This is a genomic window from Empedobacter sp. UBA7620 (genome assembly GCF_002484185.1).
Taxonomy (GTDB): Bacteria; Bacteroidota; Bacteroidia; order Flavobacteriales; family Weeksellaceae; genus Empedobacter; species Empedobacter falsenii_C.
On the sequence record NZ_DLJI01000043.1, the window covers coordinates 1 to 26,246 of the forward strand.

A 26,246-nucleotide genomic window follows, 5' to 3' on the forward strand; every position below is an offset into this window, starting at 1 on the left:
AATAAAAAATGGTACTCTTTGTCTTCCAAAGGTACCATTTGTCTTTGCGGAGAGTGAGGGATTCGAACCCCCGGAGGTGTGACCCTCAACAGTTTTCAAGACTGCCGCATTCGACCACTCTGCCAACTCTCCAATAACGCAGTTTATTGCGGTATTGCGAGTGCAAATATAGAACGCTTTTTCGTTTTTCCAAACTCTGAAAACAAATATTTTTAAAATATTTTTTAACAAAATGATTCTCAATAGAATATTTTTTATTCTTTTTTTTGAAAATAGTCATTTATATCTTTGTTGTAATTAATTTTAGTCATGATTAGAAGAATTGAAGAAGTAGATTTTGCGAGATTGAGAGACATTTGGGAAAGTTCGGTTAGTAACACACACCATTTTTTAGCAGAAGAAGATTTTGAATATTATAGAGAAAATTTACCTAATTATTTTCCGCATGTAGCCTTATTTGGTTACGAAATCGGAAATCAATTGGTAGGATTTGTAGGTGTTGCAGCACAAAATCTTGAAATGTTATTTATTCACAATGATTTTCGAAGAAAAGGAGTAGGGAAGGCTTTGTTGGATTTTTCTATTCAGGAATTGAATGTGAAATCGGTTGATGTGAATGAACAAAATCAGCAAGCGATTGATTTTTATTTAAGCCAAGGTTTTAAGGTTACTTCTCGTTCTGAAAAAGATAACGAGGGAAAAGCTTATCCTATTTTGCATTTGAGTTTATAATTTCGGGAGAGAAGCTTAACTTTGTCGCATATTTTTTAGCCATGCATTCATTAACAGAATTATCATCAACTCAAAAGAATCGCATTCGATTCGCTGTTTCACTCTTCTTTTTTTCGCAAGGTTTAGCTTTTTCGTCTTGGGCAAGTCGCATTCCGACGATTAAATCAGATTTAGGAATTTCAGAAGGTCAATTGGGAACATTACTTTTATTGATGCCAATTGGGCAATTGTGTACAATGGCACTTTCAGGAAAATTAGTCGCGAAATTTGGAAGTAAAAATGTCTTACGAATTGTCGTTTTAATTTATCCTTTAATACTTTGTTGTATAGGTTTGGATCAAAATTTTTATCAATTAGGTGCTGTCTTATTTTTCTTTGGAGTAATAGGAAACATGTGCAATATTTCGGTGAATACGCAAGGAGTTGAAGTCGAAAAAATATATGGAAAATCGATTATGTCCTCTTTTCATGGTGCGTGGAGTATAGCTGGTTTTACAGGTGCTTTGATTGGTTTATTGATGATGAATTTGCATGTGAATACATTTTATCATTTTGTATTTATTTATGGCTTAATTATTTTGAGCTGGTTCATTAATAAAAAATATTTAGTCGATTCTACACCAGCTCCAGCGAAGGAAAAGAAATCTATTTTTTCAAAACCAGATACTGTTTTGGTTCAACTAGGAATTATAGGTTTTTTGAGCATGGCAACAGAAGGTGCGATGTTCGATTGGAGTGGTGTTTATTTCCAAGATATCGTAAAAGCACCTCAAAATTTGGTTGTCGTTGGTTATGCTTCTTTTATGGTAATGATGGCAACAGGACGTTTCGTTGGTGATTATTTTATCAGTAAATATGGAAAACAACGCGTGATGCAAATTAGTGGAATTTTGATGTTTTCTGGTTTGATGCTTTCAGTATTTTTTCCTCAATTTATTGTGTGTACAATTGCATTTATGATGGTTGGATTGGGTGTTGCGTGTAATGTTCCGACAGTTTATAGTGTAGCGGGAAAAAACAAAAATGTAAATCCAGGCGTTGCATTGGCAATGGTTTCGAGTATCTCTTTTTTAGGATTTTTAATGGGACCACCACTGATTGGTTATATTGCTGAAGCTTTTGATTTGAGATATTCTTATGCGTTATTTGCTTGCTTTGGATTGATTATGGTTTTTATGGTTGGTAGAATGAAAATCTTTAAAAACATTAATAACTAATTTATAGCTTTTCAAAAAAAAAGTAATGATTAACTTGTAAGAAGTATACATAATTATAAATTTGCCTTTTTAATTATTATGAAACAAATATGTTTCGAATTTTAGTAAACAATAAGTTTTTTAACGTAATCCTTTCAATATCGTACACATTAGCTATTATAGCATTATTGGTAATGTTTGGATTTGGATTTCCTGTTGAGTATAAACTTTATATAAACATTTTTTTTATCATTCTACTATCTGTCGGAATTTTAAGAACAATACTTAAATATGTTTATTTTAAAGAAAAAATTATTCCGCGAGTCATCATTTTTGATATAGTAAGTATACTATTTATTCTTTATTGCATTAAAATGCAAATAACCGATTATAGTTGGTTTTTTGTCAGCAAATATTTGCAATTTGCTATTGTTTTAAAATTAGTAAGAGAAATTGCTACACCTAACCTTAATTTCAAACGTTCTGTAATTACTCCTCCCCAATTATTTATTTTCAGTTTTTTTATTTTAGTTTTTGGAGGAGCTTGTTTACTTATGTTGCCAAAAGCAACATATCATCCAATTTCTTTTCTAGACGCACTATTTACAGCGACGAGCGCAGTTTGTGTAACAGGATTAACTTCTGTTGATACTTATATAACTTATACGCCTGTTGGTCATTTTATTTTAATGTTATTAATACAAGCAGGAGGTTTAGGTATTTTGACATTTGCTGGATATATTGCTTATTTTTTCAAAGGAAATAGTTCTTATGAGAATCAAATAGCATTAGGAAGTATTGCAAACAACGATTCTTTGAGTGAAGTTTTTTCTTTTGTAAAAAGGATTATCTATTTAACTTTTGGTATCGAATTCGTAGGAGCTGTATTAATTTATATTTCAATTGCACCTTATAATATTAGTATTGTTGACAAATTATTTTTTAGTATTTTTCATTCAGTTTCGGCTTTTTGTAATGCAGGTTTTTCTACATTGCCAAATGGATTAATGAACAAAGGTTTTGTTCACAATTATGGATTTCAATCTGTTCTAATCACATTGATATTCTTAGGAGGAATAGGTTTTCCTATCTTGATTAATATTCTACGTTATACAGATTATTTAATCAGAAAATTAATTTCAAAAATTCTCCATAATAAAAATAATCGTAAGAATTGGGTTTTTACATTAAGTTCTAAAGTTAATTTAATCACCTCATTAACAATACTAATTATTTCTACAATCATATTATTCTTCGAAGAATATTATTCTACATTAGGACAACATCAAGGTTTCGGAAAGTTTATTTCAGCTTTATTTATCGCCATAACGCCTCGTACAGCAGGTTTTAATAATATAGATTTTTCTCACTTACAATTCTCTTCCATACTTTTGGTTATTTTGTTAATGTGGATTGGTGCTTCACCAGCATCAACAGGAGGAGGAATTAAAACGAGTACTTTTGCAATTGCAATTCTTAATTTTATTAATATTGCACGCGGAAAAAATAAAATCGAAATTTACAAAAGAGAATTAAGCCCTATCAATGTACAAAAAGCTTTTGCTACAATGACCTTATCTTTTTTAGTCATTGGAATAGGAATATTTTTAATAACAAAATTTGATAATCATTTACATCTTATTGATGTTGCATTCGAAGCTTTTTCAGCTTATTCTACTGTTGGTTTATCATTAAATTTAACACCTACATTATCAGATCCAAGTAAAATTGTTGTCATTACAATGATGTTTATTGGTCGTGTTTCAATGATTACAATTTTGATGGCTTTTTTTAAGAAAACTGTTTCATCTAATTATCGTTATCCATCAGATGATATTTTAATTTAAAAGAAAATTATGAAAATAATAATTATAGGTTTAGGAAATTTCGGCGCGGCGCTTGGTAAGAAAATGGTAAAGCTTGGTCACGAAATTATCGGTGTTGACAATAATATTCAACGTGTTGAAGCTTTGAAAGATAAGTTATCCTATACCATTTGTTTAGATGCAACAGATGAATTATCAATTAATAAATTACCACTAAATAATACAGATATTGTAATTGTAAGTATTGGGGAAAATGAAGGTGCCAATATTATGGCTACTGCTATTTTTAAAAATAAAAATGTAAAACGTTTGATTAGTCGTTCTATCAATTCTTTACACGAAAATGTTTTGCAAGCAATTGGAGTTACAGAAATTATTCGACCCGAAGCTGAATCTGCAGAACGTTGGACAAAAAAACTAAATGTGAAAGGAGTTGTAGATTCTTTTGAATTAAACAAAGAGTTTAGCATTATAGAGGTTGTAACACCAAATGAATTGGTTGGAAAAACATTTGATGAAATCCAATTCAAAAAGCAACATAATATTTTGGTAATGACAATTATTAAAAACAAAGAAGAAGCTAGTTTTTTAGGTCAATATAAAATTGTTCCAGAAGTACAAGGTTTTCCTACATCAAATACAGTAATTACAAAAGATGATGTATTGGTAATCTATGGAGCAAATCAAGAAATTTATAAATTCTTAAAGAAATTTAATATTCAATAATCTTATTCTTAAACTCTAATACATGTGGTTTATGGAATTTTAAGTAAAAAATAATTCCCATAAAATAACAGACAACATCTAATATATCTGCTGTATAATTCGAAGAAAATTTTGGCATAATAAATTCTAATAAAAGACTCAAAACAAAAGCAGTAATTACCAAATAACTTGTTGGATAAACATAAACTTGATTGTTGTATTTAATTTTCGAAATGATATAACTTCCTAAGTGCGTCATAGCAGGTACCGCAAAAATATCAGTTAAATAATGGTTGAGATACTCAATTTCTATGGAATAAATTCGGGTAAGTTTGATAAAAATCCAACTCAGAATATAAAAACTAAAATAAGTATCAAACAATTTCATTTTTTAGACAACAACAAGTATTATTAACACACAAAAAGCCCCAAGAATCATCAAAAATAGGAAGAAAGCATCGTCTATTAATTTTTGAGAGGCACTTCGTTTATCTTTTTTTTCTTTCATATGCTAACTTTGTGACAAAAGTATTTAATTCATCTCGAATTGCATAAGATGAATGTCATTGTAAAGTTTTTAAAATTGGATAGATTGAATCTTTAAAATATTTTCATAACTTTAAAACAGTAAATGATTGATAATGAAAATACTTTTATTCTTTCTTTTTCCAATTGCTCTTTTTGCGCAAGAAGTTGCTCAGAATGATAATCTTAAAAATAAATTGTTGATGAATTTTGCTCAACAATCTGGTTATTTTGATTTTAAGTATTCGCAAGATTTATCGCTTGAAAAGAATAATGAATTAATCTTGGATAATGTGAAGAATTATATTAATCAGCCAACAAGTATTTCTCCTTTAAAACCTGTTGTAGAAAGAATTTCTTACGAATATGATGATTCAAAAACATACGGACAAAACTTATTTAGAAGTACTGTACACGAATTGTTTTTTAGTAAACCACTGAAATTAGGTAAATAAAAAAAGCCCAATCCTTGAATTGAGCTTTAAAATACTATAAAAATATATAAAAATTCTGAGCTTAGAATTTTATATCCTCTGTTGTTGCGATTAAATCTTGAATTGTTTCGCGACGACGAATTAAATAATCTTTGTCGTCAATTAACAAGACTTCCGCAGGTTTGAAACGCGAATTGTAATTCGAAGCCATCGAGAAACAATATGCTCCTGCATTGTGGAAACACAACACATCTCCTTCGCTAATTTCATTTATTTTACGATTCGATCCAAACGTATCTGTTTCACAAATATATCCCACAACTGTGTAATAACGGCTACGACCTTCTGGATTTGAAATATTTTCAATTTCGTGATGAGCACTATAAAACATTGGACGAATTAAATGGTTGAAACCTGTATCAATTCCTGCAAAAACAGTAGAAGTTGTTTGTTTCACAACATTTACAGTTGCTAAGAAAGATCCTGCTTCAGAAACCATATATTTTCCTGGCTCGAACATTAATGTCAAAGGTTTTCCGTACGCTTTTTCGAACTCATTGAAACGAGCTGATAAACGCTCTCCTAAATATTCAATATCTGTTTCGTCTGCGCCTGGATAGTAAGGAACTTTAAATCCTGATCCAAAATCGATGTAAGATAAATTCTTGAATTCTGCTGCAACTTCAAATAAAATTTCAGCTCCTTGTAAGAAAACATCAATATCTAAAATATCAGAACCTGTATGCATGTGAACACCATCCAAATGTAAACCTGTATTTTCTACAACACGTTTGATATGTGGTAATTGGTGAATAGAAATTCCGAATTTTGAATCAATATGTCCAACCGAAATATTTGCATTTCCACCTGCCATAATATGTGGATTAATACGCACACAAACTGGATATTTAGGAAAATCTTGACCAAATGTTTCTAAAACAGAAAGGTTATCGATATTGATGCGAACACCTAAATCAATTGCTTTTTTAATTTCAGCATACGAAACACCATTTGGCGTATAAATGATTTCTTTAGGCTTGAAACCCGCCATTAATCCCAATTCTACTTCTTGAATAGAAACCGTATCCAATCCTGAACCAAGTGATTTGAAATACTTTAAAAGATTAAGATTTGTGTTCGCCTTACATGCATAATTTAACTTTAAACGTTTGACTGTAGAAAATGCATTTGTCATCTTTTCATATTGCGATCTAATTTTGTTCGCATCATATACATACAAGGGCGCACCATATTTTTGCACCAATTCCAATAGACGTTCTCTATTCAGTTCCATTTTGTTTATTTTTTTGTTTAAAGTTAAATTTCAGTTGCCAAAATTACGGAATACAAATGGTTTTCTGAAGATAATTCAGAATAAACTTATTATAAATCAATAATTTCGAATATTGTTTAAAGATTTAAAAAATATTTCGAATATTATTCGGTAATAAATGTTTTAATCCCTCCACCATTCTTTGAAGTGAAAGACAGAATCGTTCAAATTTAGTGGTTCACCAATCATAGGCGTCAAAATATCGAGCTTATTTTGCTTACCATTCTCTATAATTTTTTCCAAAGGTTCGTCCCAAGCATGTTTTGCCAAAGCAAATTTTGCAGCATGTACAGGAATAATATGTTTAGCTTTTAAATCGGTAATGATCGCAGGTAAATCTGTTGGTAAAGCATGAATGTATTTCCAAGCATCGTTGTATTGTCCATTTTCTAGAATCGCAAAATCAAACGGACCATATTTTTCTCCAATTTCTTTGAAATGCGTATCATAACCGCTATCACCACCTAAAAATATTTTTTGCGTAGGTGTTTCCAATACATAAGAAGTCCAAAGTGTTGTATTTCGTTTAAATTTTCTACCAGAAAAATGACGAGCTGGTGTAAAAGTAATTTTTAAGTTATTTTTTAATGAAACGCTTGTGTTCCATTCTTCTTCGATTAATTGTTCTGGTAGATAATTCCACTTCTCGAAATGTGCGCCAACTCCAAGCGGAAGAATCACTTTCTCCACTTTTGGACGTAATTCTTTCACTGTTTCATAATCCAAGTGATCGTAATGATCGTGTGAAATAACCAAATAATCAATCTTTGGGAAATCTTTTGCGTGATACGTATTTGCTCCTTTAAATGCTTTATTGAAAATTGGTAAAGGCGAACCGTAATCACTAAAAACAGGATCGATTAGGAAATTAACACCATCCAATTGAATATAATAAGACGAATGTCCCAACCAAATAAATACATTTTCAGATTTATCAATAGATTTGATATCCGTCTGAATATGCGGAATAGAATCTTTCGGATTGAGTTTTGGATTTTTCGCACCAAAGAAAAAATCCCACATCACTTTTTTGGTATCAAAACCTTCTGCAAATGCAGGTGTGTGATGAATATTTTGAAATTGTCCATTTTTATACAACTTCGATTGTTTCATTCGTTCCAATCGTTTTCCAGTTGCATCAGCACCAAAAGTATCCATTTGTAGAATAGCGAAGGTTGCAATTACAAGAATTACAATCAAACTTAATAGGAAGTAAAGCATTCGTTTAAAAACTTTTCGTTTATTGATTTTTTTCATTAATGATCAAATGTATAAAATTCTTGGATTGCTTTTGAAATAATATATCTTAAGTAAACTGTAACATTTGTAACTTTCATTTTAATTTTGATTTACCAACTTTGTACACGTTTTAGAAAAAATAGAAAATGGAATTTATCTTACAACCTTGGCCATGGTATATTGGCGGACCAATAATCGCAATTGTAATGCTTTTATTGATTTATTTCGGAAAAAGTTTTGGGTTTTCATCAAATTTCAGAACGATTTGTTCTGCTTTGGGAGGAGGAAAATCATGTGATTTTTTCTCGTTTGATTGGAAAGCTCAAAAATGGAATTTATTATTCTTAGTTGGCGCAGTAATCGGAGGTTTTGTTTCGGTACATTTCTTATCAGATAATCAAATTCCTGAAATTTCAGATGCTACAATTGCAAAATTGAATACAATGGGATTCGAAAGTGCAGGAAAAGCATATTCTCCGACCGAAATTTTCGAAACGATGTCTGTTAAAAATATTGCTTTATTATTTGTTGGCGGATTATTAATTGGTTTCGGAACGCGCTACGCAGGAGGTTGTACATCTGGGCATGCGATTTCGGGTTTAAGTGATTTGCAGTTGCCTTCATTAATCGCTGTTATCGGCTTTTTTATCGGTGGACTTTTGATGGTTCACGTTTTGTTTCCTTTAATTTTTTAATCTCATGAGAAGTTTAGTTTATATCATATTAGGTGTTATCTTTGGTGTGACCATGTACAAGGCAGAAACAGCCTCTTGGTTTCGTATTTTCGAAATGTTCAATTTTCAATCTTTCCACATGTACGGATTTATCGGTTCGGCTTTGGTTGTTGGTTTGATTGGAATACAATGGATGAAAAAGAAAGAAGCAAAAGATATCGATGGTGAAAAAATTGTGATTCAACCCAAAACAAAATCAATAGCTCGTTATTTGATCGGAGGAATTTTCTTCGGATTAGGTTGGGCGTTGGTTGGCGCTTGTCCTGGACCAATATTTGTGTTATTAGGCGCAGGAGTTTATCCAATTTTAATTACAATTGTAGGTGCATTAATCGGTACTTTTCTTTACGGAAAAATTAGAAACAAAATCCCACATTAAACATGATAAAAGAGAAAATAGAAGCAACTTATCCATATCAATTTGAAGATGAATTATTGAATGAAATTGATGAATTAGGATCTTTGATAGAATTTAAAGCGAATGATGTGATGATAGATTTGAACCAATTTATCAAAGGAATGCCAATTCTTTTGAGTGGTGCAATCAAGATTATGCGCGAAGATTTTGATGAAGGAGAATTGTTGTTGTATTTTCTCGAAAAAGGAGATACATGTGCCATGACGATGGCGTGTTGTTTGGGTGATAAACAAAGTAAAATACGTGCTGTAGCTGAAACTGATGGAGAATTGGTAATGATTCCGATTGTAAAAATGGACGAATGGTTGGCAAAATATCCATCGTGGAGACGTTTCATTTTTGATAGTTATAATAATAGAATGGAGGAAATGTTGGTAGCGATTGACAATTTAGCTTTCAACGATATGAACGAACGTTTGAAAAAATATCTGTTGGATGTCGCAAGTATCAATAAAGGCAAAGTAGTGGTAAAAACGCATCAAGAAATTGCTTATGAACTGAATACTTCTCGTGTTGTTATTTCTCGTTTGTTGAAAGCTTTAGAAAAAGAAGGTTTCCTTCAATTAAACCGAAACGAAATCACGATTAAGTAAGAAATTATTTAAAAAATATATACAAAGGAAGCTCAAGTAGAGAGCTTCCTTTTTTTATTTGAAACAACTTATAGTAGAAAATTTTTCTAAAAATAATATCATTTGTAACAAATGTTACAATCTATTTTGATACGGTCAATTACTTTTGTTTTGTATTTCATAAAACAAATGATTGCCCGTATAGTTTATTTTGGATTATTGCTATTTACTTTTTTTCCTTTTGTAGAGTCGTCTGTGGCGTTACTTTTAGGGATTGGTTATGGTTTAATTTTTCAGAATGAATTTGGGGAAATCTCAAAACGATATTCAAAGAAATTATTGAATATTGCAATCATTGGTTTAGGGTTAGGTTTGAATCTTCACGAGGCAGTTTCGGTAAGTAAAGATGGATTTTTTCTCACTTTTATTTCTGTGTTAAGTGTTTTTACATTAGGATTTGTATTCTACCGATTATTAAAAATCAATAAGAATACATCGCTGCTGATTACTTCGGGAACTGCTATTTGTGGAGGAAGTGCTATTGCTACAATTTCTTCGGTTTTACAACCAAAAGCGAATCAAATTACCATTGCTATGGCAGTTGTGTTTGTATTGAATGCGATTGCGTTAATGGTTTTTCCATTTATCGGACATTATTTTCAGTTATCGCAATATCAATTTGGTTTGTGGTCGGCAATTGCAATTCACGATACAAGTTCTGTTGTCGGTGCTGCTAAACAATACGGTGAGCAAGCTTTGGAAGTTGCAACAACTGTAAAATTGAGCCGAACATTATGGATTTTTCCGTTGGCTTTATTAATTGGTTATTTCAACAAAAAAGAGAACTCTTCTTACAAATTTCCTTATTTTATAATTGGTTTTATAGCAACAATGCTTATCGCTACTTATTTTCCTCAAGGCGAAAAAGTCTATCATATTTTACAAGGAATTTCGAAACAATTAATGGTCGTTGCTTTATTTATGATTGGCTCGTTGATTAACTTACAATCCATCAAACAAGCAGGTTTTAAAACCTTATCATACGGAATTTTACTTTGGATTTTTATCTCCATTTTATCTTTGGTTTTGGTTTTAAATTATTTTTAAAATCTTTATTCTCTCTATTTTAAGTCTGTAACATTGGTTACTGTCGATTGTTTTTTAGCAACTTAACTTTGCTTCAACAAATTAGAAAAGGTTAAACTATAAAAATATTATCATATGTTTTTTCAACACATTTTTGAAAAGTCATTGGCACATTCAAGTTACCTTGTAGGTTGTCAAGCAAAAGGAGAAGCAATTGTAATCGATCCAAAAAGAGATATTGATACATACTTAAAAATAGCAGAAGAAAATAAGCTGAAAATTACGCATATTGCCGAAACACATATTCATGCTGATTATCTTTCTGGTAGTCAAGAGTTGGCTTACGTAACAGGTGCGAAGATGTATTTGTCTGATGAAGGCGGAGAAGATTGGCAATACGATTTTGAACATGTCGGATTAAAAAATGGCGATAAAATAGAAGTTGGAAATCTAATTTTTGAGGTGATGCATACACCAGGTCACACGCCAGAAAGTATTAGTTTTTTGTTGACAGATACGCCTGCGACGAAAGAACCTGTTATGATTTTTACTGGAGATTTTGTTTTTGTAGGAGATATTGGTCGTCCAGATTTATTAGAAGAAGCAGCTGGATTAATTGGTACTAAAGAAGTAGGAGCGAAGCAGATGTTTGAATCCTTGAAAAAATTTCAAGCATTACCAGATTATCTACAAGTTTGGCCAGCACATGGAGCAGGTTCTGCTTGCGGAAAAGCTTTGGGTGCTGTAGCAAGTACGACGGTTGGTTATGAGAAAATCAGAAATTGGGCGTTGCAATTTGATTCGAATGAAAAAGGATTTGTTGATTATTTGTTGGCAGATCAACCCGAAGCGCCAGCTTATTTTGCAATGATGAAAAAGCTGAATAAAACAAAACGTCCTTTATTGATCGAAGTTCCGAAATGGGCTAAATTAACATACATCGAATTTGAAAAAGCGAAAGATTTTGGAATGAAAGTGATTGATGCGCGTATCAAAACAGATTTTTCTCAATTCCATTTACCAGGAACATTAAATATTCAAAACAATAAAACGTTCAATACATGGATGGGTTGGATGGTAAATTATCAAGAACCAATTGTGTTGATTGTAGAAGAGGATGAAGTAGAAGAAATGACGCGAAAATTGATGCGAATTGGTTTGGATAATGTCTATGGTTATATTACTCCAACAGATATGTTGAGTAATTTTAATTCTTTACAATCTTCTATTTTGATCGATGCAGATACAATGGAAAATTACATTGGAAATGATGAGGTTCAGATTTTAGATGTTAGAGGAGAAGCAGAATTTAAAGAAGGTCATATTGAAGGAGCGAAGCATATATTTGTTGGTTATTTACCAAAAAGATACAATGAACTAGATCCAACTAAAAAAATTGCCTTGCATTGTCAAGCTGGAGATCGAGCAACGATTGCACAAAGTTTTTTGGAATCGAAAGGTTTTGAAGTTGAAAATTATAGTGGAGGAATTGCTGACTGGAAATTGAATCAAAAACCATTAGTTAAATAATATGTTTTTTAAAAAGATTTTAAAAATGTTGACATCAAATTCGAATGTAGAAAATTATCTACAAGAAGGTGCTTTATTGTTGGATGTTCGTACAAAAGCAGAGTTTTTGGCGGGACATCATGCAGATGCGGTGAATATTCCGTTGCAAGAATTAGAAGTAAGATTAAAGGAATTACCAAGCAAAAAAATTGTAACAGTTTGTAGAAGTGGAGCTCGTAGTGCGCAAGCAGTAACAATTTTAAATAAAAATGGATTTGATGCAATAAACGGCGGTCCTTGGCAAACAATAAAATAAGTGTAATAATATCTAAATTTTAAAATGGATTTATTGGATAAAATACAAGGAAATAATTATTATTTGATTGATTTTTATGCAAATTGGTGTGCTCCATGTCAATTACAATTTCAGTTTTTAGAAAATTTGAAAGAAAAATTTCCTGATAATGTAGAAATTATAAAAATAGATGTAGATAAAGACAAAGTAAGTACTATTCAATTTGATGCAATGTATCAAGTAAATGGTGTACCAACTTTGATGCTTTTTCATCAAGGAAAGCTACTTTGGAAACATTATGGAGTAAAGTTTGAAGATGATTTACAGGAAATTGTAAAACAATTTTTGATATAAAAAAGACAGTAGTTACTTAATAATTCTTCTTAGATTCAAGTGCAACTACTGTCAAATTATTTCCTTATTCTTACTTTTTCTTCACGTATTTTTTTGGATTTTTTTTGAATTCAACTTTACAGCTTTTACTACAAAAACCATAAATTTTCTTTTGATAAATTGCGGTATCTGTTAAGAATTGTGCGGTATTCATTCCACAAATAGGATCTTTCTCGTTTACAACTTTTACTTTTAGTTTTTGTTGAGCAAAAATTGAAAAAGAGATGATGAAGAATGTTAATGTTAATATTTTTTTCATTGTTATTGATTTTTAGATTGAAATAAATTGTAATTAAAAAAGAAACCTATTCTGTTTTTTACTTCGATTTCTCCTGAATTTAAATCAGAAAGTATAGGTTGAAAATATTCTATACCAAAATTAAACTTTCGAGCAGCTGTTTCTAATCCTAATTTCGCAAATTGAGCTTTTCCCTTAGATTTTGGAATCGTCTCCCCAAATTGTTCATTTTTATAATAAAGTTCGTTTTGAAAACCGACTTTTCCAAGTAATTTTAATTCATTGTTAATGAAAAGATGTTGTAATTGAATTAATTGATTCCATTGATCTCCAAATTTGTATTTCTTTTTATTCTCTCCTTTCAAGTTATAGTCTGTTACTAATTGTAAAGTCGAATTCTTATAAGCTAATTGGTAATTTATTGCAAACTGAGTATCCCAACTTCCTGTACCTAATTGAAAACTTGGATTGGTTGTTTCAGCATTTGCTTGATTAAATTTTGCGATTGGAATTTTTAAACCTATTGCAGCACTTAATCCATGTTTTAGCTCGTTAGAATTTGTATTTGATTTAATAACTTTAACTATTCCCATCATATTTAAATCTCCAATACCAGAAATAGAAGAAGAGTTTTTACCTTCTTTATTATGAAAATGGTAAGGAATGCTAGCATTGATGTCAATTCTATTATTTATTGGAATTCTTGCCCATAATTGAATGGTATTGAATTGTTGCTTTTGTGTTCTTTTATTAGAAAAAGCATCTTCTTTAGCTTTATAAGATTGATGTAGATAACGAATACCAACGAAATTTGAATTTATAAGATTTTCAATTCCATTTGAGGTTGAAGTTGCAGAACAACCGCAAGCATCACAATCTAATTCTAAATCATATAAATGAGAGATTACAATAGAATCATTATCTGTATGTGCAAATAATGAAATGGGTGTAAATAATATAACGAAAAATAAATTGATATATAATTTCATTTGGATAGATTTAAAATTCTGCATAAGCAGGGTTATTAATAAATGAGTAATCAGTTAATGTATTTAGAAAAGAGATAATTGCCTTTTTTTCTTCTTCTGTCATAGGAATTCCAATTCGATTATTTTGTTTGAGTTGAGAATCCAAATTTTTATCATTTTGTACACCTTCTGAATAAAAATTCAAAACAGCTTCTAAACTATAGAATCGACCATCGTGCATATAAGGTTTGGTCATTTCAATATTTCTTAAACTTGGAACTCTAAACTTCATAAAGTCAGTCGAATCTAATGTGACACGATATAAACCTCCATCTTTGTATTGTTTATTATAATACATTCCTGTATTTCGAAAAGACTCATCTGTAAAAAGTGTTCCTTTATGACAACTTGAACATTTCTGTTGAAAAAGTTGTAAACCTTTTTTTTCGGTTTCGGTTAAATTTGTCTCTTTCCTTAAATATTGATCATATTTAGAATCTTTTGATACAACTGAAACCATAAACTGTCCTAATGCACTGAGAATACGATTTGCATCGATTTTATCATCTCCAAAAGCATTTTTAAACATTTTTCGATAAGAAGAATTTGATGATAATTTCTTAATGATTTCGGGAAAAGTTGTATCCATTTCTTCTTCAGCTGTAATAGGAGAAATTGGTTGTTGAGCTAAATCATGAATAACGCCATCCCACATAAATCGATTTAGAAAAGCCAAATTTTGAATAGGAGGAGCATTTCGAATTCCTAATCGATCATCAATTCCATGACTAACAGGATGTCCGTGGTGAGTAAAGGCATTTTCTTGAATATGGCAAAAAGCACATGAAATAGTATTATTTCTAGATAATCGACCTTCATAAAATAGTTTTTTTCCTAGCTCAACACCATTCTTAGTTAACGGATATTTATCTGTATCAAATGTTATTTTAGGAAAATAAGAAGGAATTTCTAATTGATAAGGTTCATCAACGATTTGTCCATAATCAATATCATCATCGTTACAACTTAACAAGATGTATAAACTGAATATAATTGTTATTATTTTATTCATTGTTTGTAGAATTATGCGGTGTTTTATAAACACCGCTATAAACTTTATTGATTTTTTTCGTCGTTATGTACATGATCAACTCGAAACATATTTTGTATGTTTTCTGTTACCAATTGAGCAAAATTGGAAGATCCCATAATATTATTGTTCGACTCATCTAATATCAATTTATGATCACCACTTAAATAAGTATTCAAATTTGCCATAATATGAATAGATGGCTTAATCTTAGAAGTTACTCGTGCAGATGTAGGTAAATCTAATGTTACTTCTCTATATAAATCTTGAACATTATTTTTGTTAATATCTCCCATATTTCCAGTATGAGTTAAGAAGAAAGTGTCTGTAGTAGTTTTGCCATAAAAACCTTCTATTTTAAAGAGAACATAACCAGCAGCCCAAGACCAAGTCATTCCATTTTTCTTTGCTTTTTCCCAAAAAGTAGCTTGTCCAGTCTGGCCTAATAAATAAGCTTTCTGAGAAACACCAAGTCCGAAACGTACTTTTGTATATTTATTTTGAGGAATATTATCCAAATTTAAATAAACGACATTAGCTATTGCAGAATCTTGATTAATAACAAAAGCGCCTTTGTCTGGATCGTTTTTATGATAATCAAATTCATTTCCTTTTTCATCAATTAATGTGATGTTAGAAATGATATATTTTAATGTTGTTAATTTATGTTTTTGTCCGTTTGATGAGGTTTGCGTTGTTTGATCTAAAACAATTCCTCCCAAATTATCAAATCCATTTTCAAACTTTAATTGAATTTTACCTGTTTCAGTTGATTTAATTTCAGAGAAATCATCATCGTTGTTGCAGGAAGTAAATAAAGTAAGTAATGCGATAAATGATAAGTTTAAAAAATATTTGATTGTTTTCATTGTAATAATTGTTTAATTTTTTTGAATAAAAATGCTGTTGGAAAACAATTATTGTTCTCCAATACTGGATATTTGTTCTATTAATTAAACAATTGGAGGTTTTAGATATTTAAAAACCCAATCGATAGAATAGGATGATTGCCAAAAGAATCGATGTTTTATTTTTACAATAAAATCTTGAATAAATGGAATATCTAAGTATTCGAAATGTATATAAATTTCTGCAAATCGAATATTCTTTACTAAAACCGAATCAGATTCTTGTTCTGTTTCTTTTAGTTGCTTCGATAAATAACACTTTCCATTACATTGCATTTCTGGTCGCTCTTTATTGATACAATATTTATCAATAATCTTCTCCTGAGTACTAATGAATACAGTAAAAGGAATTAATGATCGAAAACCAATTAAAAGCACGAACAATGCAATCAATAAACAATTGAAACTTTTGACAAATCTTATATGAAATGTCAACTTGATTAAATGTTAATGAGATAATAATTTGATAAATATGGGCTATTTATCAAATAGGAGGCTGAAGTTGTTGATCTAATTGATATTGAGTCTCGAAAGCTAATTCGAAAGTCGATATTTTTTCAATAGATTTTGTAAAGTTAGATGTATTAATTTCGAAGGTAGGTTGATAGATAAAATAATCAATTGTGCGTAAAGAAACTTGAATTTTATTATCATCATTTTGTTCATCACTAACAGTCTTGGAAATCTGTTCTTTCAGATAACAAACGCCATTACACAATAATTCTGGACGTTCTATATTAACACAATATTCTTTAGAAATCTTATCATAATTCACTAAATAGTCAATAACTGGTAGCAATGGTCTACAAGTTATTAGAACAACAGTTAGTATGAAAAGGTAAGATTTCAATTCCTTAAAATTTTTATAAAATTAGACAGTTTTTATTTATTTTGAAAATGAAGATTATCAGTTTTTTCAGAAATTAAATTTAAGTTACTTTTTATTGAAATGACATTAATGAAATAATCTTAAAAGGTTTATATTTTTTAGATTGAGAAAGATATCGTAACTTTGAATTAATCATTTTAGGATCAATTTATGGCAAATTTTATCGACATCTATAGAAGAAACAACCAATCGTGGTTGTTTTTGTCGTTGGCATATTTGCATGATGATACTTTCTTAAGAAGCTCGAAAGAGTTTATCAACTAATCCCTGTTACGACTCGAGACAGGGAACCTTCTATTTTTTTTCAATTATCAATTATTTTCAATTTTCTGTAAGGAGATTTGTATCAAATTTTAGCGAATTTTATTTTCGGTCATTTGATATTTGAGTCTTAGGAAATCCTCTTAGAATGATTGAAAGTTTAACTAAGAATTTATCAAAATGACAACAAATATTATTTTAACAACAGGATTATACGATTTAATTAAAGACCATTTAAGAAGAAAAAAAGTAACAGCAGAACAAGAAAATATCTTGACAAAAGAATTGCGTCATGCAGAACAAATTTTGAGAAGAGATTTGGCAGATAATATTGTAACTGTAGGAAAAAAAGTAACAATAAAAGAATTAAATTCTAATCAAGAATATCAATTAAATTTTGTTAGCCCAGAAAAGGCAAAACCGAAAAAGAATCGTCATTCTATTTTAATGGACGAAGGTTTAGCAACAATTGGTTATAAAATTGGAGATGTAATTGAATGGCCAGCAAATGATGGTACAAAAAAATATGAAATTCTGAATGTAGAAGCAGTATCATAATTTGTACAAAAAGCATAATAAAAAAACCGAGCATTAGCTCGGTTTTTTTATTTTGAATATTTTATGAATAGATTCTACATTGGTAGACAATCGTTACAATTTTATTTTCTATGATATTTATTATGTTTTTTAAAGAAATATTGATTTATCACTATCATATTTGTTTCATTTTTTCCGAAAATATAACTGATTGAATGTCTACAATAAGTCTATGTAATTATTGATGAGTATTTTAATATTTTTACGCAACTGATTGTTATTTAAGTTTTTAATTATTTAATTCTTGTCTACAATTTGTCACTTTTTGTAGACAAGAATTAAAAGGAGTTAAATTGATGTAAGTATAATGTTAATTTTAGATAAATCAAATGTTATCAATTTGATGAAGTCTAAAAATATTATAAACATGAGAAAAAATTACTTTTTACTCCTTCTTCTTAGTTTATCATCAGCTTCCGTTTTTGCTCAATCGCCGGTGCAAGTTGTTGATGATTTTTTGAATCAAACACAAAGAAAAGGTACAATTAACTCACAGTTTGATTATACTGTAGTTACTGAAAATGTTGTTGGAAATAATGTAGGAGACTATGTGAAGATTCAACAAACAATTAATGGAATTCCCGTTTATGGGACTAGCGGTACTTTTCACGTTCAACAAGGAAAAGTTATTAATCATAATGAAAATTTTGTTAATGCTATAGTTGATAATACTTTAACAGTAACTCCGAAATTAACAATTGATCAAGCAGTATTAGGTTTAGCAAAATCTTTAGGGAAGCAGTACATTGAAATTGATCCTAAAAATATAACTGCTGAATTTAAAAAATCAGCTAAAACTTATGAAGATAAAGAATATGTAGCTTTTCTTAAAGATTCTCCAAGTTTTTTAAATTATTACAATGATAATGGAACAATAAAATTAGCTTGGGTTACATTAGCTGAAATCAAAAATAATGATCATATAGATAAACTTGAACGTGTTTACGAAACCATTATTGATGCAAACACTGGTCAACTTTTAGCTAAAAAATCTATTATTAATAGTTGTAATTTTGACGCTACGGCTTCAAAACAAAATGTTTATCACAACAATCCAGAGGATTTTAAATGGATAGAAAAAGCATATGCAACTTATTCACCATCAGAAGAGTCTAGTTTATTGGCAGATGCACCCTTAAATGCTACTTACCGCGTAATCCCTGCTACACAGCAAAGTCCTTTGAAATCAGATTTTAAGTTACTAACAAATACTTATGATCCAGTAGCTTCTAAAGAAGGTTGGCACAAATTAATTCCAGAGGCAGCAGCAAGAAATTCAAGCCTAACAAAATATCATACTGTAGGAAATAATATGCAGGTTGGCTATGATAAAGATGGAGAATTCAGTGATATTGTTTTTGGAATTTTTCAACTTTTAATAGCAGCAGGAGATCAATTTGTAAAAAATGAAGCATATGGAGGGGAAAAACTTTTGTTTGATTTTCCTATACCTGGTAATTCAATGAGTTATGATCCGTTAAATTATACAGAAGCAGCTTCAACACAAATGTTTTATTCAATGAATTCTATTCACGATATTTTACATTATCACGGGTTTAATCCGAAAGCAGGGAGTTTTCAAATGAATGATGGCGACAAGAGTAGAGTTATCGGTTTTTCTACTTCTGGATTAGGAAAAACAAATACCATAACAAATAATGCTGTAATGGCTTATTCATCACTCTTAGGAAAAAATCCTGTTACCATGTTTTTTACATTTGATACATTGGCTGAAGGTGCAGGTATTTTAGAAATAAAAGATGGTGATTTGAAAGGTATTTATAAAGGTGCTACTGGTAATAACGCAGGTTTTGTTTTTGGAAAATCTACTCCTGTTAGTGCTGAGATGGTTTTAATTAATGATAATACAGGTACTGATTCTCAAGACGGCTGTGAATCTGTTGTTAATGGAGATCAACTGAACGGAAAATTTGCTTTAGTAAATAGAGGTTCATGTTCTTTTGGTGTAAAAGTAGACAATATTAAAACATATAATCCTGCAGGAATAATAGTGATTAATAATACCGTAGGAGATTTTGCAGGATCTATGGATATAACAAATCCTGATTTGACAATTCCAGTAGGCGGAATTTCAAAAGATTTGGGAGATAAGATAAAAACTGCAATCTCTAAAAATGAAAAAATTGTAGGTACTATGCCTTCATCAAATTTCAAATACCGAGTAAGGGATAGTGATTTTGATAGTCAAGTTTTGTTACACGAATATACACACGCTGTTAGTAATCGTTTAAGTGCTGGATTGATTAGTGGTGAAGAAGGTATGGGTGAAGGATGGAGTGATTATGTCGCTTTAAATTTAACGCAACAAGCCTATCATACAGCTAAAGATTTAATCAATATGGGCGAATATGCCTTTGATGGAGCAGGACTTCGAGAATTGCCTTATACAACAGACATGAAAGCAAATCCACATACTTACGATAAACTAAAAGAAATTGGTGCAGGAGAGAATAAACAACATCCAACAGGATATGTATGGGCGTTAATGCTTTGGGAAATGCACTGGAAATTGATTGCTAAATATGGATTTAATCCAGATTTCAAATCAAATACAGGTGGTAATAATATGGCTCTTGACTTGGTTTTAGAAGGAATTAAAATGCAAAAAGCAAATCCAGGATTTGTAGATGGACGTGATGGTATTTTAATGGCAGATGTTGTATTGAATAAAGGAGAAAATCAATGTTTAATATGGGAAGCTTTTGCTAAAAGAGGATTGGGTTATAGCGCAGATCAAGGAGATCCATTATTAAGAAGTGACGGGAAAGAAGCCTTTGATTTACCACCAACATGTGCAAGATTAGGAACGGATGATTTAGAAGCGAATACGGTGAGTATATATCCTAATCCCGTAAAAGATTTAGTATATATCAATTCGAAAGATAATGTAGAGAAATATGAAATTATAGATGTTACTGGACGTGTAATAAATTCTGGATCTGTAAAAAAAGATGGTCAAGTAAGTAGTGTATCTACTGATAGTTTATCTGCTGGTTTATATATCTTAAAATTATATACTGATAAAGAAGTCGTAACGAAAAAAATCATCAAGAAATAATGACTAAATCTAATAATATGAAAAAACATCTAAATATTCTTTTTTTATCTCTTTTAGGAGGAAGTATGTTTGGTCAACAATTATCATCTAAAGCATTAGAAAGTTGGTTAGATCAAGCAACTAAACCTATCAAGATAGAGAGTCCTATTGTTCAAAAAGCATTATCTCAATCCTTTCAAAATAAATTAAACTTAACATATTGTACACCAGCTGAGATTTCATCTCCAGAAGAGATTACAAGGGTTAGTATTAAGACTTCAATCAATACATTATTAGATCATGTAAGTGCAAACAATACAGCTATTGGTTATGAAGATTTTACAACTGTTAAACCAGCTGAGCTGGGACTAACATCAAAATATACATTAAGTTTTCAAGGTGATACAAAAGGAGCTTACTACAGTTCTTTTACTATCATGATTGATTATAATAAGGATGGAATTTTTGGAAGGATTTCAAATGATGATCAAATTAATAGTAGAGAAATTATTAATGTGGATGAGTTATTATTTAATTCGAATGGTGTAGATGGTAAATCTGTTTCGCAAACGATAACTATTCCTCAAGATGCTACTTTAGGAGAAACAAGAATGCGTATTTTGAAAAGACAAACTGATTATAAGTCGGCGCTTCATCCTAAAACAGCATGTGATTTAGGATCTGTATACGGTCAAGTAGAAGATTATACGATTAGTTTAGTTCCGCCTAAAGTTTGTACAAATACTCCAAATGGGGCTGCATATCAAGGTACATTTATTCCTACTAATAATGTTCAAGATACTTTTCTGAAAAATGTTAGCTTAGGAAGTTATGTTGATATTTTTGTTTACGAAGGAAACGATTATACTTTTGAACCATCTGTTAAGAATGCTTATCTTTCTTTGAAAGATTTAAAAACGAACACAAATCTTACATCTATAGAAGGGGCATTTAATTGGAAAAGTACGTTAACTGGTACTGTTAGATTATACTTGCATGGAAATGAAAATTGCGATGCGTCAACTGATAAAACAGATGTCACAATTTTTGTAATGAATATGAACAAGAACCCAATTAACGAACCTTGTAATTTGGGCATACCTTCGGTAGACTTTAATTTGACGAAAGAATTAAACGGAACGAAAAATCAAGAAATAGCATTTGATATTAATGCTTACGGAGGAAGATCTTCTAAAATTACTGGATTGAAAATTAATTTACAAGGAGATGCAAGTAAGGTTGATTTCGAGTTGTTAGAAGATACGAACGGTTTGCCTTCTACATTAGTTTCAAAAATTGTCGGAAAAATTATTTCCAAAACATCTCTTGGAACAATAAATGGTAAGCCAAGTTACCAATATGATATTGATTTTGATAAACCGATTGATTTAAATGCACTAGAAACTACAACTTCAATTAAAAAATGGTTGAAATTAGTAACTGATGCTCAAACACTAGAAGTGAATTCAAATTTTGCAGTAGCAACGAAATTAGCCAGTAAAAATTCAACAGATAATCAAGGAAAATGGACGATTTCTACTAATTTAGAAGCAGTATACCAGTTAAAAGCTGAATGTCTTAACAATGCATGTAATCAAGTCATTCCAGAAACACCAAAAATAGCTGATATGTCATTGCCTACTATTGAAGGTATGGCAACATCAGAAACAGCAATAGATATTGTAGCGGAAAAAGGAAAAAAACTAACTGTTTCTGGAATTGAAATAGATGGTTGGTTTATGGGATTGTCAATGGATGGAACAATTCCTAAAGATGAATTACCAACAATGAAGTTGAATTTATTATCAGCGAATTTAGATGCAGATCAACCAATAAATAAAGATGAAGATAAAAATGTGTTGCCAATAGGAATTGAAAAATTAGATACAGTAAATCTTCAAACAGTCTATATTCCTTCTGATCAGCTTTCGATATTGTTGATAAAGAAAAAGATCTCTATCACTTTTGACAAACCTGTAACAATAGATGGAGATATAGCGAGTAAATATTGGTTATCATTTAGTGAAGTACAGAATTTAGGTTTTTGGGATGTAAATCCTAATGTAGATGTGACGATAGGGAGTTTCCCTAAGGCTTTTGTAATGAAGGCAATACCGCCTGTTATACCAAATGATATGTGGAGTTCATATAATTCTGAGATAGTTTATAAGTTAATTTCTACATGTAGTAGTTTAGCTACAAATGATCAAGAAAAGTTAACAAAAACAAGAATATCTCCAAATCCGTTTACAAACCAAGTAACGATAGAATCAGTTAATTTGATAAAATCTGTAGAGGTATTTAACATGGCAGGATTAAAAGTGAATTCTCAAGATGTTAATTTGAAAAAGACAAATTTAAATTTAGGACACTTGAATACCGGCGTTTATTTAATTAGAATTTTAGACGAAAAAGGTAATGTAGAAACTCAAAAACTTATCAAAAAATAGAAATAAGTTTCTTGTTGTTAAGAATATTGTTAATTGATAAAACCGAGCAAATGCTCGGTTTTATTATTTGTATTTTTCTGAAAAAATATTTTAGACATCTAAATGTGAAGCAGTAATTTTCTGACCATAAAAAATTGTCGTATTTGCTTCAAAACTTTTCGCATCATCTGTCGTATAAAATGTAAGATTTCCATTTTTTGAACATTGTGTTTCTACTTCGGGATGGCGATGTAAATAGTCAGTTAATTTATTCGCTACCAATTCTCCTTGCGAAAGAATTGTTACATTTTCTGGTACATATTGCGAAATCACAGGAAGAAGAAGCGGATAATGTGTGCAAGCCAATACAATTGTATCGATTTCGGATGATTGATCAAATAAGCGTTGAATATCTTTTTCTACAATATCGTGCGCAGCTTTGCTATCAATTTCATTATTCTCAACCAAAGGAACCCAAAGTGGACAAGCTAATTGAAAAACATCAATTGTTGGATGAAATTTGTTCATCTCAATTTTATACGATTCGGACAAAACAGTTCCTTGCGTAGCTAAAATTCCGACTTTGTTATTCTTAGTGTATTCATTTATCGATTCTGTTGTTGGGCGAATAACACCCAAAACTCTTTTACCTTCGGGTAAATCGTTTTGCTGAATTGTTCGTAAAGCCTTTGCAGAGGCTGTATTGCAAGCAAGTATAACCAAATTGCATCCTAAATCAAACAATTTAAAAACGCATTCTTTGGTATATTCATAAACCGTCTCAAACGAACGAATTCCATAAGGGCAACGAGCATTATCACCTAAATAGATATAATCGTATTGCGGAAGTTTTTTCTGTATTTCTTTGAAAACGGTTAATCCACCATAACCAGAGTCAAAAACACCAATTGGTCCTTGCATTTTACCTTCTTATTTAATGAACAAAATTACAAAATGAATTGACATCAAATAGAAATTATTGACACAAAAAAAGCTAATCTTCGCGATTAGCCTTTCTATATTTCTATTCAAAACATTTCTTACAACATCCCAAATTTTCCTGCTTTAAAATCTTCAAAAGCTTGCTGTAATTGCTCTTGTGTATTCATGACAAATGGTCCATAATGCGCAATTGGTTCGTTAAGCGGTTCGCCACTCATTACCAAAACAATCGTATTATCACTTGTTGAAGTGATAGAAAAATCTTCGCCATTGTTATTCTCAAACATAGCAAAAGTGTCTTTTTTCAAAATTTCTGTATTATTCACTTTTACACTTCCTGCAATCACCAAAATCGCTGTGTTGTAGTTGTTTGGAAAGTTAAAATCCGCTTTTATACCATTTTGTAAATACACATTGTACATATTGATCGGCGAATATGTCGTTGCAATTCCTTTTTCGCCTTTGTATTCTCCTGCAATTACGTTTACAAAACTCGTTTCGCCATCTAATGGAATTCGCGTCATTTTATCAAACAACAAATCCTGATAATGTGGAGCCGTTTCGCGGTCTTTCGCTGGTAAATTCATCCAAATCTGCACCATTTGAAACGTTCCGCCTTGTTTTGCCCACTCTTCTTCATGGTATTCTTGATGTAAAATTCCCGAACCAGCCGTCATCCATTGTACATCGCCTTCTCCAATCACACCGTGATTTCCGCGACTGTCTTTGTGCGCAATTTTTCCTTGGTATGCCAAAGTCACGGTTTCAAAACCTTTGTGCGGATGTGCGCCAACGCCACGAGGAAATTCTTCTGCATCGAAATGAATATCCGCATTGTAGCCCAAAGCAAAAAACGGATCCATTCGTCGTCTCGAAATGCTTTTACCAATAAAAGAAGTCGTATAAAAAGCATCGCCAACCCAATTGAACGTGCCGGGATGTAGTATTTTTTCTATGTTTCTTATTGCCATTTCAACTGATTATTTTTCTTGATAAATAGCGTGAATCGCTTCTTGAATTGTAGGAAATTTAAATTGATAACCCTCTTTTTGAATTTTATGTGCCACCAAATGTTGTCCATGAAAAGGTGTAATTTCTTGAGTAGTATTCAAATGCAATTCGTTTGAAATTTCTTTGTAAATATCTTGTTGTGAAGCTGGATTTGGAGCCACCGAATTGTATACACCATCTAATTTTTTCTGAACTGCAAACGCAAAAATTCCCGCCATATCATCGACATGATTCCAAGGAACAGCACCATTATTTTGTTGAGAAACGATACTTGGATTATTTTTTACCAACGATTCGTACATCGGGAAAATCCCCGCTTCTTTCCCTAAAACTAAGGAAACTCGTATTTTTGAAACGTGATTCGCAACCGAATCTTCTTTGAAACGATCTGCTGCTTTTTCCCAATCTTCGGTTAAATCCGCAGAAAAACCAACACCTCGTTGTCCATTTTCATCAATTTCCAAGGTATTATCTTGGTAACCATAATAACCAATTGCTGATGCCGACACGAAAGCCGTTAACTTTTGTTGACGTTTTTTTAATTCAGCTCTCAAAAAATCCGAAGCACCAATCCTACTTTCGTAAATCAATGCTTTACGTTCATCGGTTAAAGGCGTTCCGTCATTCAATTTAGAACCCGCCAAATGCACAATATAATTGACATCATCTAAGGCTTTTGGATCGATTGTTTTTTCATGAACATTCCAAGCAAACTCGTTTTCAGCTTTTGGCGATCGCGTTAATAATTTAATAGTATAATCTTTTTCAAGAATCGGAATTAAATGTTTTGCGATAAAACTATTGGCACCAGTGATTAAGACTATTTCTTTCATATGTATTTATTTTGTTTTTAATAGT

The 26,246-nt window shown here is 30.9% G+C and carries 27 protein-coding genes and 1 tRNA gene; 15 read left to right on the forward strand and 13 right to left on the reverse strand.

Annotated features, from left to right (window positions below):
* Window positions 1-47 precede the first annotated feature (47 nt).
* A tRNA-Ser gene (locus tag B2217_RS11250) sits at window positions 48-132 on the reverse strand.
* 177 nt (window positions 133-309) lie between these two features.
* Here B2217_RS11250 and B2217_RS11255 point away from each other — a divergent pair.
* From B2217_RS11255 to B2217_RS11270, 4 genes are all read left to right on the forward strand, one after another.
* On the forward strand, window positions 310-732 hold the full coding sequence (locus tag B2217_RS11255; RefSeq protein ID WP_180906030.1) for a GNAT family N-acetyltransferase: 423 nt from the start codon (window positions 310-312) through the stop codon (window positions 730-732).
* Window positions 733-773: 41 nt separating this feature from the next.
* Complete coding sequence (locus tag B2217_RS11260) at window positions 774-1,949, forward strand: MFS transporter (protein ID WP_180906031.1); 1,176 nt, start codon at window positions 774-776, stop codon at window positions 1,947-1,949.
* A 353-nt stretch (window positions 1,950-2,302) separates the two neighbouring features.
* A complete protein-coding gene (locus B2217_RS11265; protein ID WP_244958011.1) occupies window positions 2,303-3,775 on the forward strand; it encodes a TrkH family potassium uptake protein in 1,473 nt (490 codons plus the stop codon).
* Between the two features lie 9 nt (window positions 3,776-3,784).
* The gene (locus B2217_RS11270) at window positions 3,785-4,480 is read left to right on the forward strand and encodes a potassium channel family protein (RefSeq protein ID WP_135836030.1); all 696 of its coding nucleotides are present in this window, start codon (window positions 3,785-3,787) and stop codon (window positions 4,478-4,480) included.
* Here B2217_RS11270 and B2217_RS11275 read toward each other — a convergent pair.
* A complete protein-coding gene (locus B2217_RS11275; RefSeq protein ID WP_180906033.1) occupies window positions 4,467-4,847 on the reverse strand; it encodes a hypothetical protein in 381 nt (126 codons plus the stop codon). The genes B2217_RS11270 and B2217_RS11275 overlap by 14 nt on opposite strands.
* 253 nt (window positions 4,848-5,100) lie before the next feature.
* Here B2217_RS11275 and B2217_RS11280 point away from each other — a divergent pair, with 253 nt between their 5' ends.
* Entirely contained in the window at window positions 5,101-5,439 is a 339-nt protein-coding gene (locus B2217_RS11280) for a hypothetical protein (RefSeq protein ID WP_180906034.1), read from the forward strand.
* A gap of 61 nt (window positions 5,440-5,500) precedes the next feature.
* Here the strand turns inward: B2217_RS11280 and lysA are convergent, their stop codons facing one another.
* The gene (lysA, locus tag B2217_RS11285) at window positions 5,501-6,712 is read right to left on the reverse strand and encodes a diaminopimelate decarboxylase (protein ID WP_180906035.1); all 1,212 of its coding nucleotides are present in this window, start codon (window positions 6,710-6,712) and stop codon (window positions 5,501-5,503) included.
* A 162-nt stretch (window positions 6,713-6,874) separates the two neighbouring features.
* On the reverse strand, window positions 6,875-8,008 hold the full coding sequence (locus B2217_RS11290) for an MBL fold metallo-hydrolase (RefSeq protein WP_180906036.1): 1,134 nt from the start codon (window positions 8,006-8,008) through the stop codon (window positions 6,875-6,877).
* Between the two features lie 128 nt (window positions 8,009-8,136).
* Here B2217_RS11290 and B2217_RS11295 point away from each other — a divergent pair, with 128 nt between their 5' ends.
* From B2217_RS11295 to B2217_RS11325, 7 genes are all read left to right on the forward strand, one after another.
* Window positions 8,137-8,685, forward strand: coding sequence for a YeeE/YedE family protein (locus tag B2217_RS11295; protein WP_038334022.1), 549 nt, complete (start codon window positions 8,137-8,139; stop codon window positions 8,683-8,685).
* A gap of 4 nt (window positions 8,686-8,689) precedes the next feature.
* Complete coding sequence (locus tag B2217_RS11300) at window positions 8,690-9,103, forward strand: YeeE/YedE family protein (protein WP_135836085.1); 414 nt, start codon at window positions 8,690-8,692, stop codon at window positions 9,101-9,103.
* A gap of 2 nt (window positions 9,104-9,105) precedes the next feature.
* On the forward strand, window positions 9,106-9,735 hold the full coding sequence (locus B2217_RS11305; RefSeq protein ID WP_038334031.1) for a Crp/Fnr family transcriptional regulator: 630 nt from the start codon (window positions 9,106-9,108) through the stop codon (window positions 9,733-9,735).
* A 168-nt stretch (window positions 9,736-9,903) separates the two neighbouring features.
* Complete coding sequence (locus B2217_RS11310) at window positions 9,904-10,821, forward strand: YeiH family protein (RefSeq protein WP_038334035.1); 918 nt, start codon at window positions 9,904-9,906, stop codon at window positions 10,819-10,821.
* A gap of 114 nt (window positions 10,822-10,935) precedes the next feature.
* Window positions 10,936-12,330, forward strand: coding sequence for an MBL fold metallo-hydrolase (locus B2217_RS11315; protein ID WP_180906037.1), 1,395 nt, complete (start codon window positions 10,936-10,938; stop codon window positions 12,328-12,330).
* A 25-nt stretch (window positions 12,331-12,355) separates the two neighbouring features.
* A complete protein-coding gene (locus B2217_RS11320) occupies window positions 12,356-12,625 on the forward strand; it encodes a rhodanese-like domain-containing protein (protein ID WP_244958012.1) in 270 nt (89 codons plus the stop codon).
* A gap of 24 nt (window positions 12,626-12,649) precedes the next feature.
* Complete coding sequence (locus tag B2217_RS11325; RefSeq protein ID WP_180906039.1) at window positions 12,650-12,958, forward strand: thioredoxin family protein; 309 nt, start codon at window positions 12,650-12,652, stop codon at window positions 12,956-12,958.
* A 70-nt stretch (window positions 12,959-13,028) separates the two neighbouring features.
* On the opposite strand, the gene B2217_RS11330 is transcribed toward B2217_RS11325, so the two are convergent.
* From B2217_RS11330 to B2217_RS11355, 6 genes are all read right to left on the reverse strand, one after another.
* Window positions 13,029-13,256 (reverse strand): YHS domain-containing protein, encoded by a 228-nt coding sequence (locus B2217_RS11330; RefSeq protein WP_038334051.1) that lies wholly within the window; start codon window positions 13,254-13,256, stop codon window positions 13,029-13,031.
* A gap of 2 nt (window positions 13,257-13,258) precedes the next feature.
* A complete protein-coding gene (locus tag B2217_RS11335) occupies window positions 13,259-14,224 on the reverse strand; it encodes a hypothetical protein (protein WP_291122603.1) in 966 nt (321 codons plus the stop codon).
* A 10-nt stretch (window positions 14,225-14,234) separates the two neighbouring features.
* The gene (locus B2217_RS11340) at window positions 14,235-15,275 is read right to left on the reverse strand and encodes a cytochrome-c peroxidase (protein WP_291122605.1); all 1,041 of its coding nucleotides are present in this window, start codon (window positions 15,273-15,275) and stop codon (window positions 14,235-14,237) included.
* A 44-nt stretch (window positions 15,276-15,319) separates the two neighbouring features.
* Window positions 15,320-16,162, reverse strand: coding sequence for an MbnP family protein (locus B2217_RS11345; RefSeq protein ID WP_291122607.1), 843 nt, complete (start codon window positions 16,160-16,162; stop codon window positions 15,320-15,322).
* 84 nt (window positions 16,163-16,246) lie between these two features.
* Window positions 16,247-16,594, reverse strand: coding sequence for a hypothetical protein (locus B2217_RS11350; protein ID WP_280046165.1), 348 nt, complete (start codon window positions 16,592-16,594; stop codon window positions 16,247-16,249).
* 91 nt (window positions 16,595-16,685) lie between these two features.
* Window positions 16,686-17,000, reverse strand: coding sequence for a hypothetical protein (locus B2217_RS11355; RefSeq protein ID WP_280046166.1), 315 nt, complete (start codon window positions 16,998-17,000; stop codon window positions 16,686-16,688).
* A gap of 531 nt (window positions 17,001-17,531) precedes the next feature.
* Between B2217_RS11355 and B2217_RS11360 the strand changes: the two genes are divergently transcribed.
* The 3 genes from B2217_RS11360 to B2217_RS11370 all read left to right on the forward strand — a co-directional run bounded on the left by B2217_RS11360 (window position 17,532) and on the right by B2217_RS11370 (window position 23,456).
* Window positions 17,532-17,909, forward strand: coding sequence for a GreA/GreB family elongation factor (locus tag B2217_RS11360; protein WP_038334079.1), 378 nt, complete (start codon window positions 17,532-17,534; stop codon window positions 17,907-17,909).
* A gap of 406 nt (window positions 17,910-18,315) precedes the next feature.
* Window positions 18,316-21,027 carry a M36 family metallopeptidase gene (locus tag B2217_RS11365; RefSeq protein WP_280046167.1) on the forward strand — a complete coding sequence of 904 codons (2,712 nt, stop codon included), beginning with the start codon at window positions 18,316-18,318 and terminating at the stop codon, window positions 21,025-21,027.
* A 17-nt stretch (window positions 21,028-21,044) separates the two neighbouring features.
* Window positions 21,045-23,456 (forward strand): T9SS type A sorting domain-containing protein, encoded by a 2,412-nt coding sequence (locus tag B2217_RS11370; protein ID WP_280046168.1) that lies wholly within the window; start codon window positions 21,045-21,047, stop codon window positions 23,454-23,456.
* A gap of 90 nt (window positions 23,457-23,546) precedes the next feature.
* Here the strand turns inward: B2217_RS11370 and murI are convergent, their stop codons facing one another.
* The 3 genes from murI to B2217_RS11385 form a co-directional block, all read right to left on the reverse strand.
* Window positions 23,547-24,356, reverse strand: coding sequence for a glutamate racemase (gene murI / locus B2217_RS11375; protein ID WP_280046169.1), 810 nt, complete (start codon window positions 24,354-24,356; stop codon window positions 23,547-23,549).
* A 119-nt stretch (window positions 24,357-24,475) separates the two neighbouring features.
* Window positions 24,476-25,348 (reverse strand): pirin family protein, encoded by an 873-nt coding sequence (locus tag B2217_RS11380; protein ID WP_180906045.1) that lies wholly within the window; start codon window positions 25,346-25,348, stop codon window positions 24,476-24,478.
* A 9-nt stretch (window positions 25,349-25,357) separates the two neighbouring features.
* Window positions 25,358-26,221 carry an NAD-dependent epimerase/dehydratase family protein gene (locus B2217_RS11385; protein WP_180906046.1) on the reverse strand — a complete coding sequence of 288 codons (864 nt, stop codon included), beginning with the start codon at window positions 26,219-26,221 and terminating at the stop codon, window positions 25,358-25,360.
* Window positions 26,222-26,246: the final 25 nt, after the last annotated feature.

Coding starts and splice junctions, on each gene's coding strand:
- B2217_RS11255 (WP_180906030.1), top strand. CDS start 310: ATGATTAGAAGAATTGAAGAAGTAGATTTTGCGAGATTGAGAGACATT.
- B2217_RS11260 (WP_180906031.1), top strand. CDS start 774: ATGCATTCATTAACAGAATTATCATCAACTCAAAAGAATCGCATTCGA.
- B2217_RS11265 (WP_244958011.1), top strand. CDS start 2,303: ATGCAAATAACCGATTATAGTTGGTTTTTTGTCAGCAAATATTTGCAA.
- B2217_RS11270 (WP_135836030.1), top strand. CDS start 3,785: ATGAAAATAATAATTATAGGTTTAGGAAATTTCGGCGCGGCGCTTGGT.
- B2217_RS11275 (WP_180906033.1), bottom strand. CDS start 4,847: ATGAAATTGTTTGATACTTATTTTAGTTTTTATATTCTGAGTTGGATT.
- B2217_RS11280 (WP_180906034.1), top strand. CDS start 5,101: ATGAAAATACTTTTATTCTTTCTTTTTCCAATTGCTCTTTTTGCGCAA.
- lysA (WP_180906035.1), bottom strand. CDS start 6,712: ATGGAACTGAATAGAGAACGTCTATTGGAATTGGTGCAAAAATATGGT.
- B2217_RS11290 (WP_180906036.1), bottom strand. CDS start 8,008: ATGAAAAAAATCAATAAACGAAAAGTTTTTAAACGAATGCTTTACTTC.
- B2217_RS11295 (WP_038334022.1), top strand. CDS start 8,137: ATGGAATTTATCTTACAACCTTGGCCATGGTATATTGGCGGACCAATA.
- B2217_RS11300 (WP_135836085.1), top strand. CDS start 8,690: ATGAGAAGTTTAGTTTATATCATATTAGGTGTTATCTTTGGTGTGACC.
- B2217_RS11305 (WP_038334031.1), top strand. CDS start 9,106: ATGATAAAAGAGAAAATAGAAGCAACTTATCCATATCAATTTGAAGAT.
- B2217_RS11310 (WP_038334035.1), top strand. CDS start 9,904: ATGATTGCCCGTATAGTTTATTTTGGATTATTGCTATTTACTTTTTTT.
- B2217_RS11315 (WP_180906037.1), top strand. CDS start 10,936: ATGTTTTTTCAACACATTTTTGAAAAGTCATTGGCACATTCAAGTTAC.
- B2217_RS11320 (WP_244958012.1), top strand. CDS start 12,356: ATGTTGACATCAAATTCGAATGTAGAAAATTATCTACAAGAAGGTGCT.
- B2217_RS11325 (WP_180906039.1), top strand. CDS start 12,650: ATGGATTTATTGGATAAAATACAAGGAAATAATTATTATTTGATTGAT.
- B2217_RS11330 (WP_038334051.1), bottom strand. CDS start 13,256: ATGAAAAAAATATTAACATTAACATTCTTCATCATCTCTTTTTCAATT.
- B2217_RS11335 (WP_291122603.1), bottom strand. CDS start 14,224: ATGAAATTATATATCAATTTATTTTTCGTTATATTATTTACACCCATT.
- B2217_RS11340 (WP_291122605.1), bottom strand. CDS start 15,275: ATGAATAAAATAATAACAATTATATTCAGTTTATACATCTTGTTAAGT.
- B2217_RS11345 (WP_291122607.1), bottom strand. CDS start 16,162: ATGAAAACAATCAAATATTTTTTAAACTTATCATTTATCGCATTACTT.
- B2217_RS11360 (WP_038334079.1), top strand. CDS start 17,532: ATGACAACAAATATTATTTTAACAACAGGATTATACGATTTAATTAAA.
- B2217_RS11365 (WP_280046167.1), top strand. CDS start 18,316: ATGAGAAAAAATTACTTTTTACTCCTTCTTCTTAGTTTATCATCAGCT.
- B2217_RS11370 (WP_280046168.1), top strand. CDS start 21,045: ATGAAAAAACATCTAAATATTCTTTTTTTATCTCTTTTAGGAGGAAGT.
- murI (WP_280046169.1), bottom strand. CDS start 24,356: ATGCAAGGACCAATTGGTGTTTTTGACTCTGGTTATGGTGGATTAACC.
- B2217_RS11380 (WP_180906045.1), bottom strand. CDS start 25,348: ATGGCAATAAGAAACATAGAAAAAATACTACATCCCGGCACGTTCAAT.
- B2217_RS11385 (WP_180906046.1), bottom strand. CDS start 26,221: ATGAAAGAAATAGTCTTAATCACTGGTGCCAATAGTTTTATCGCAAAA.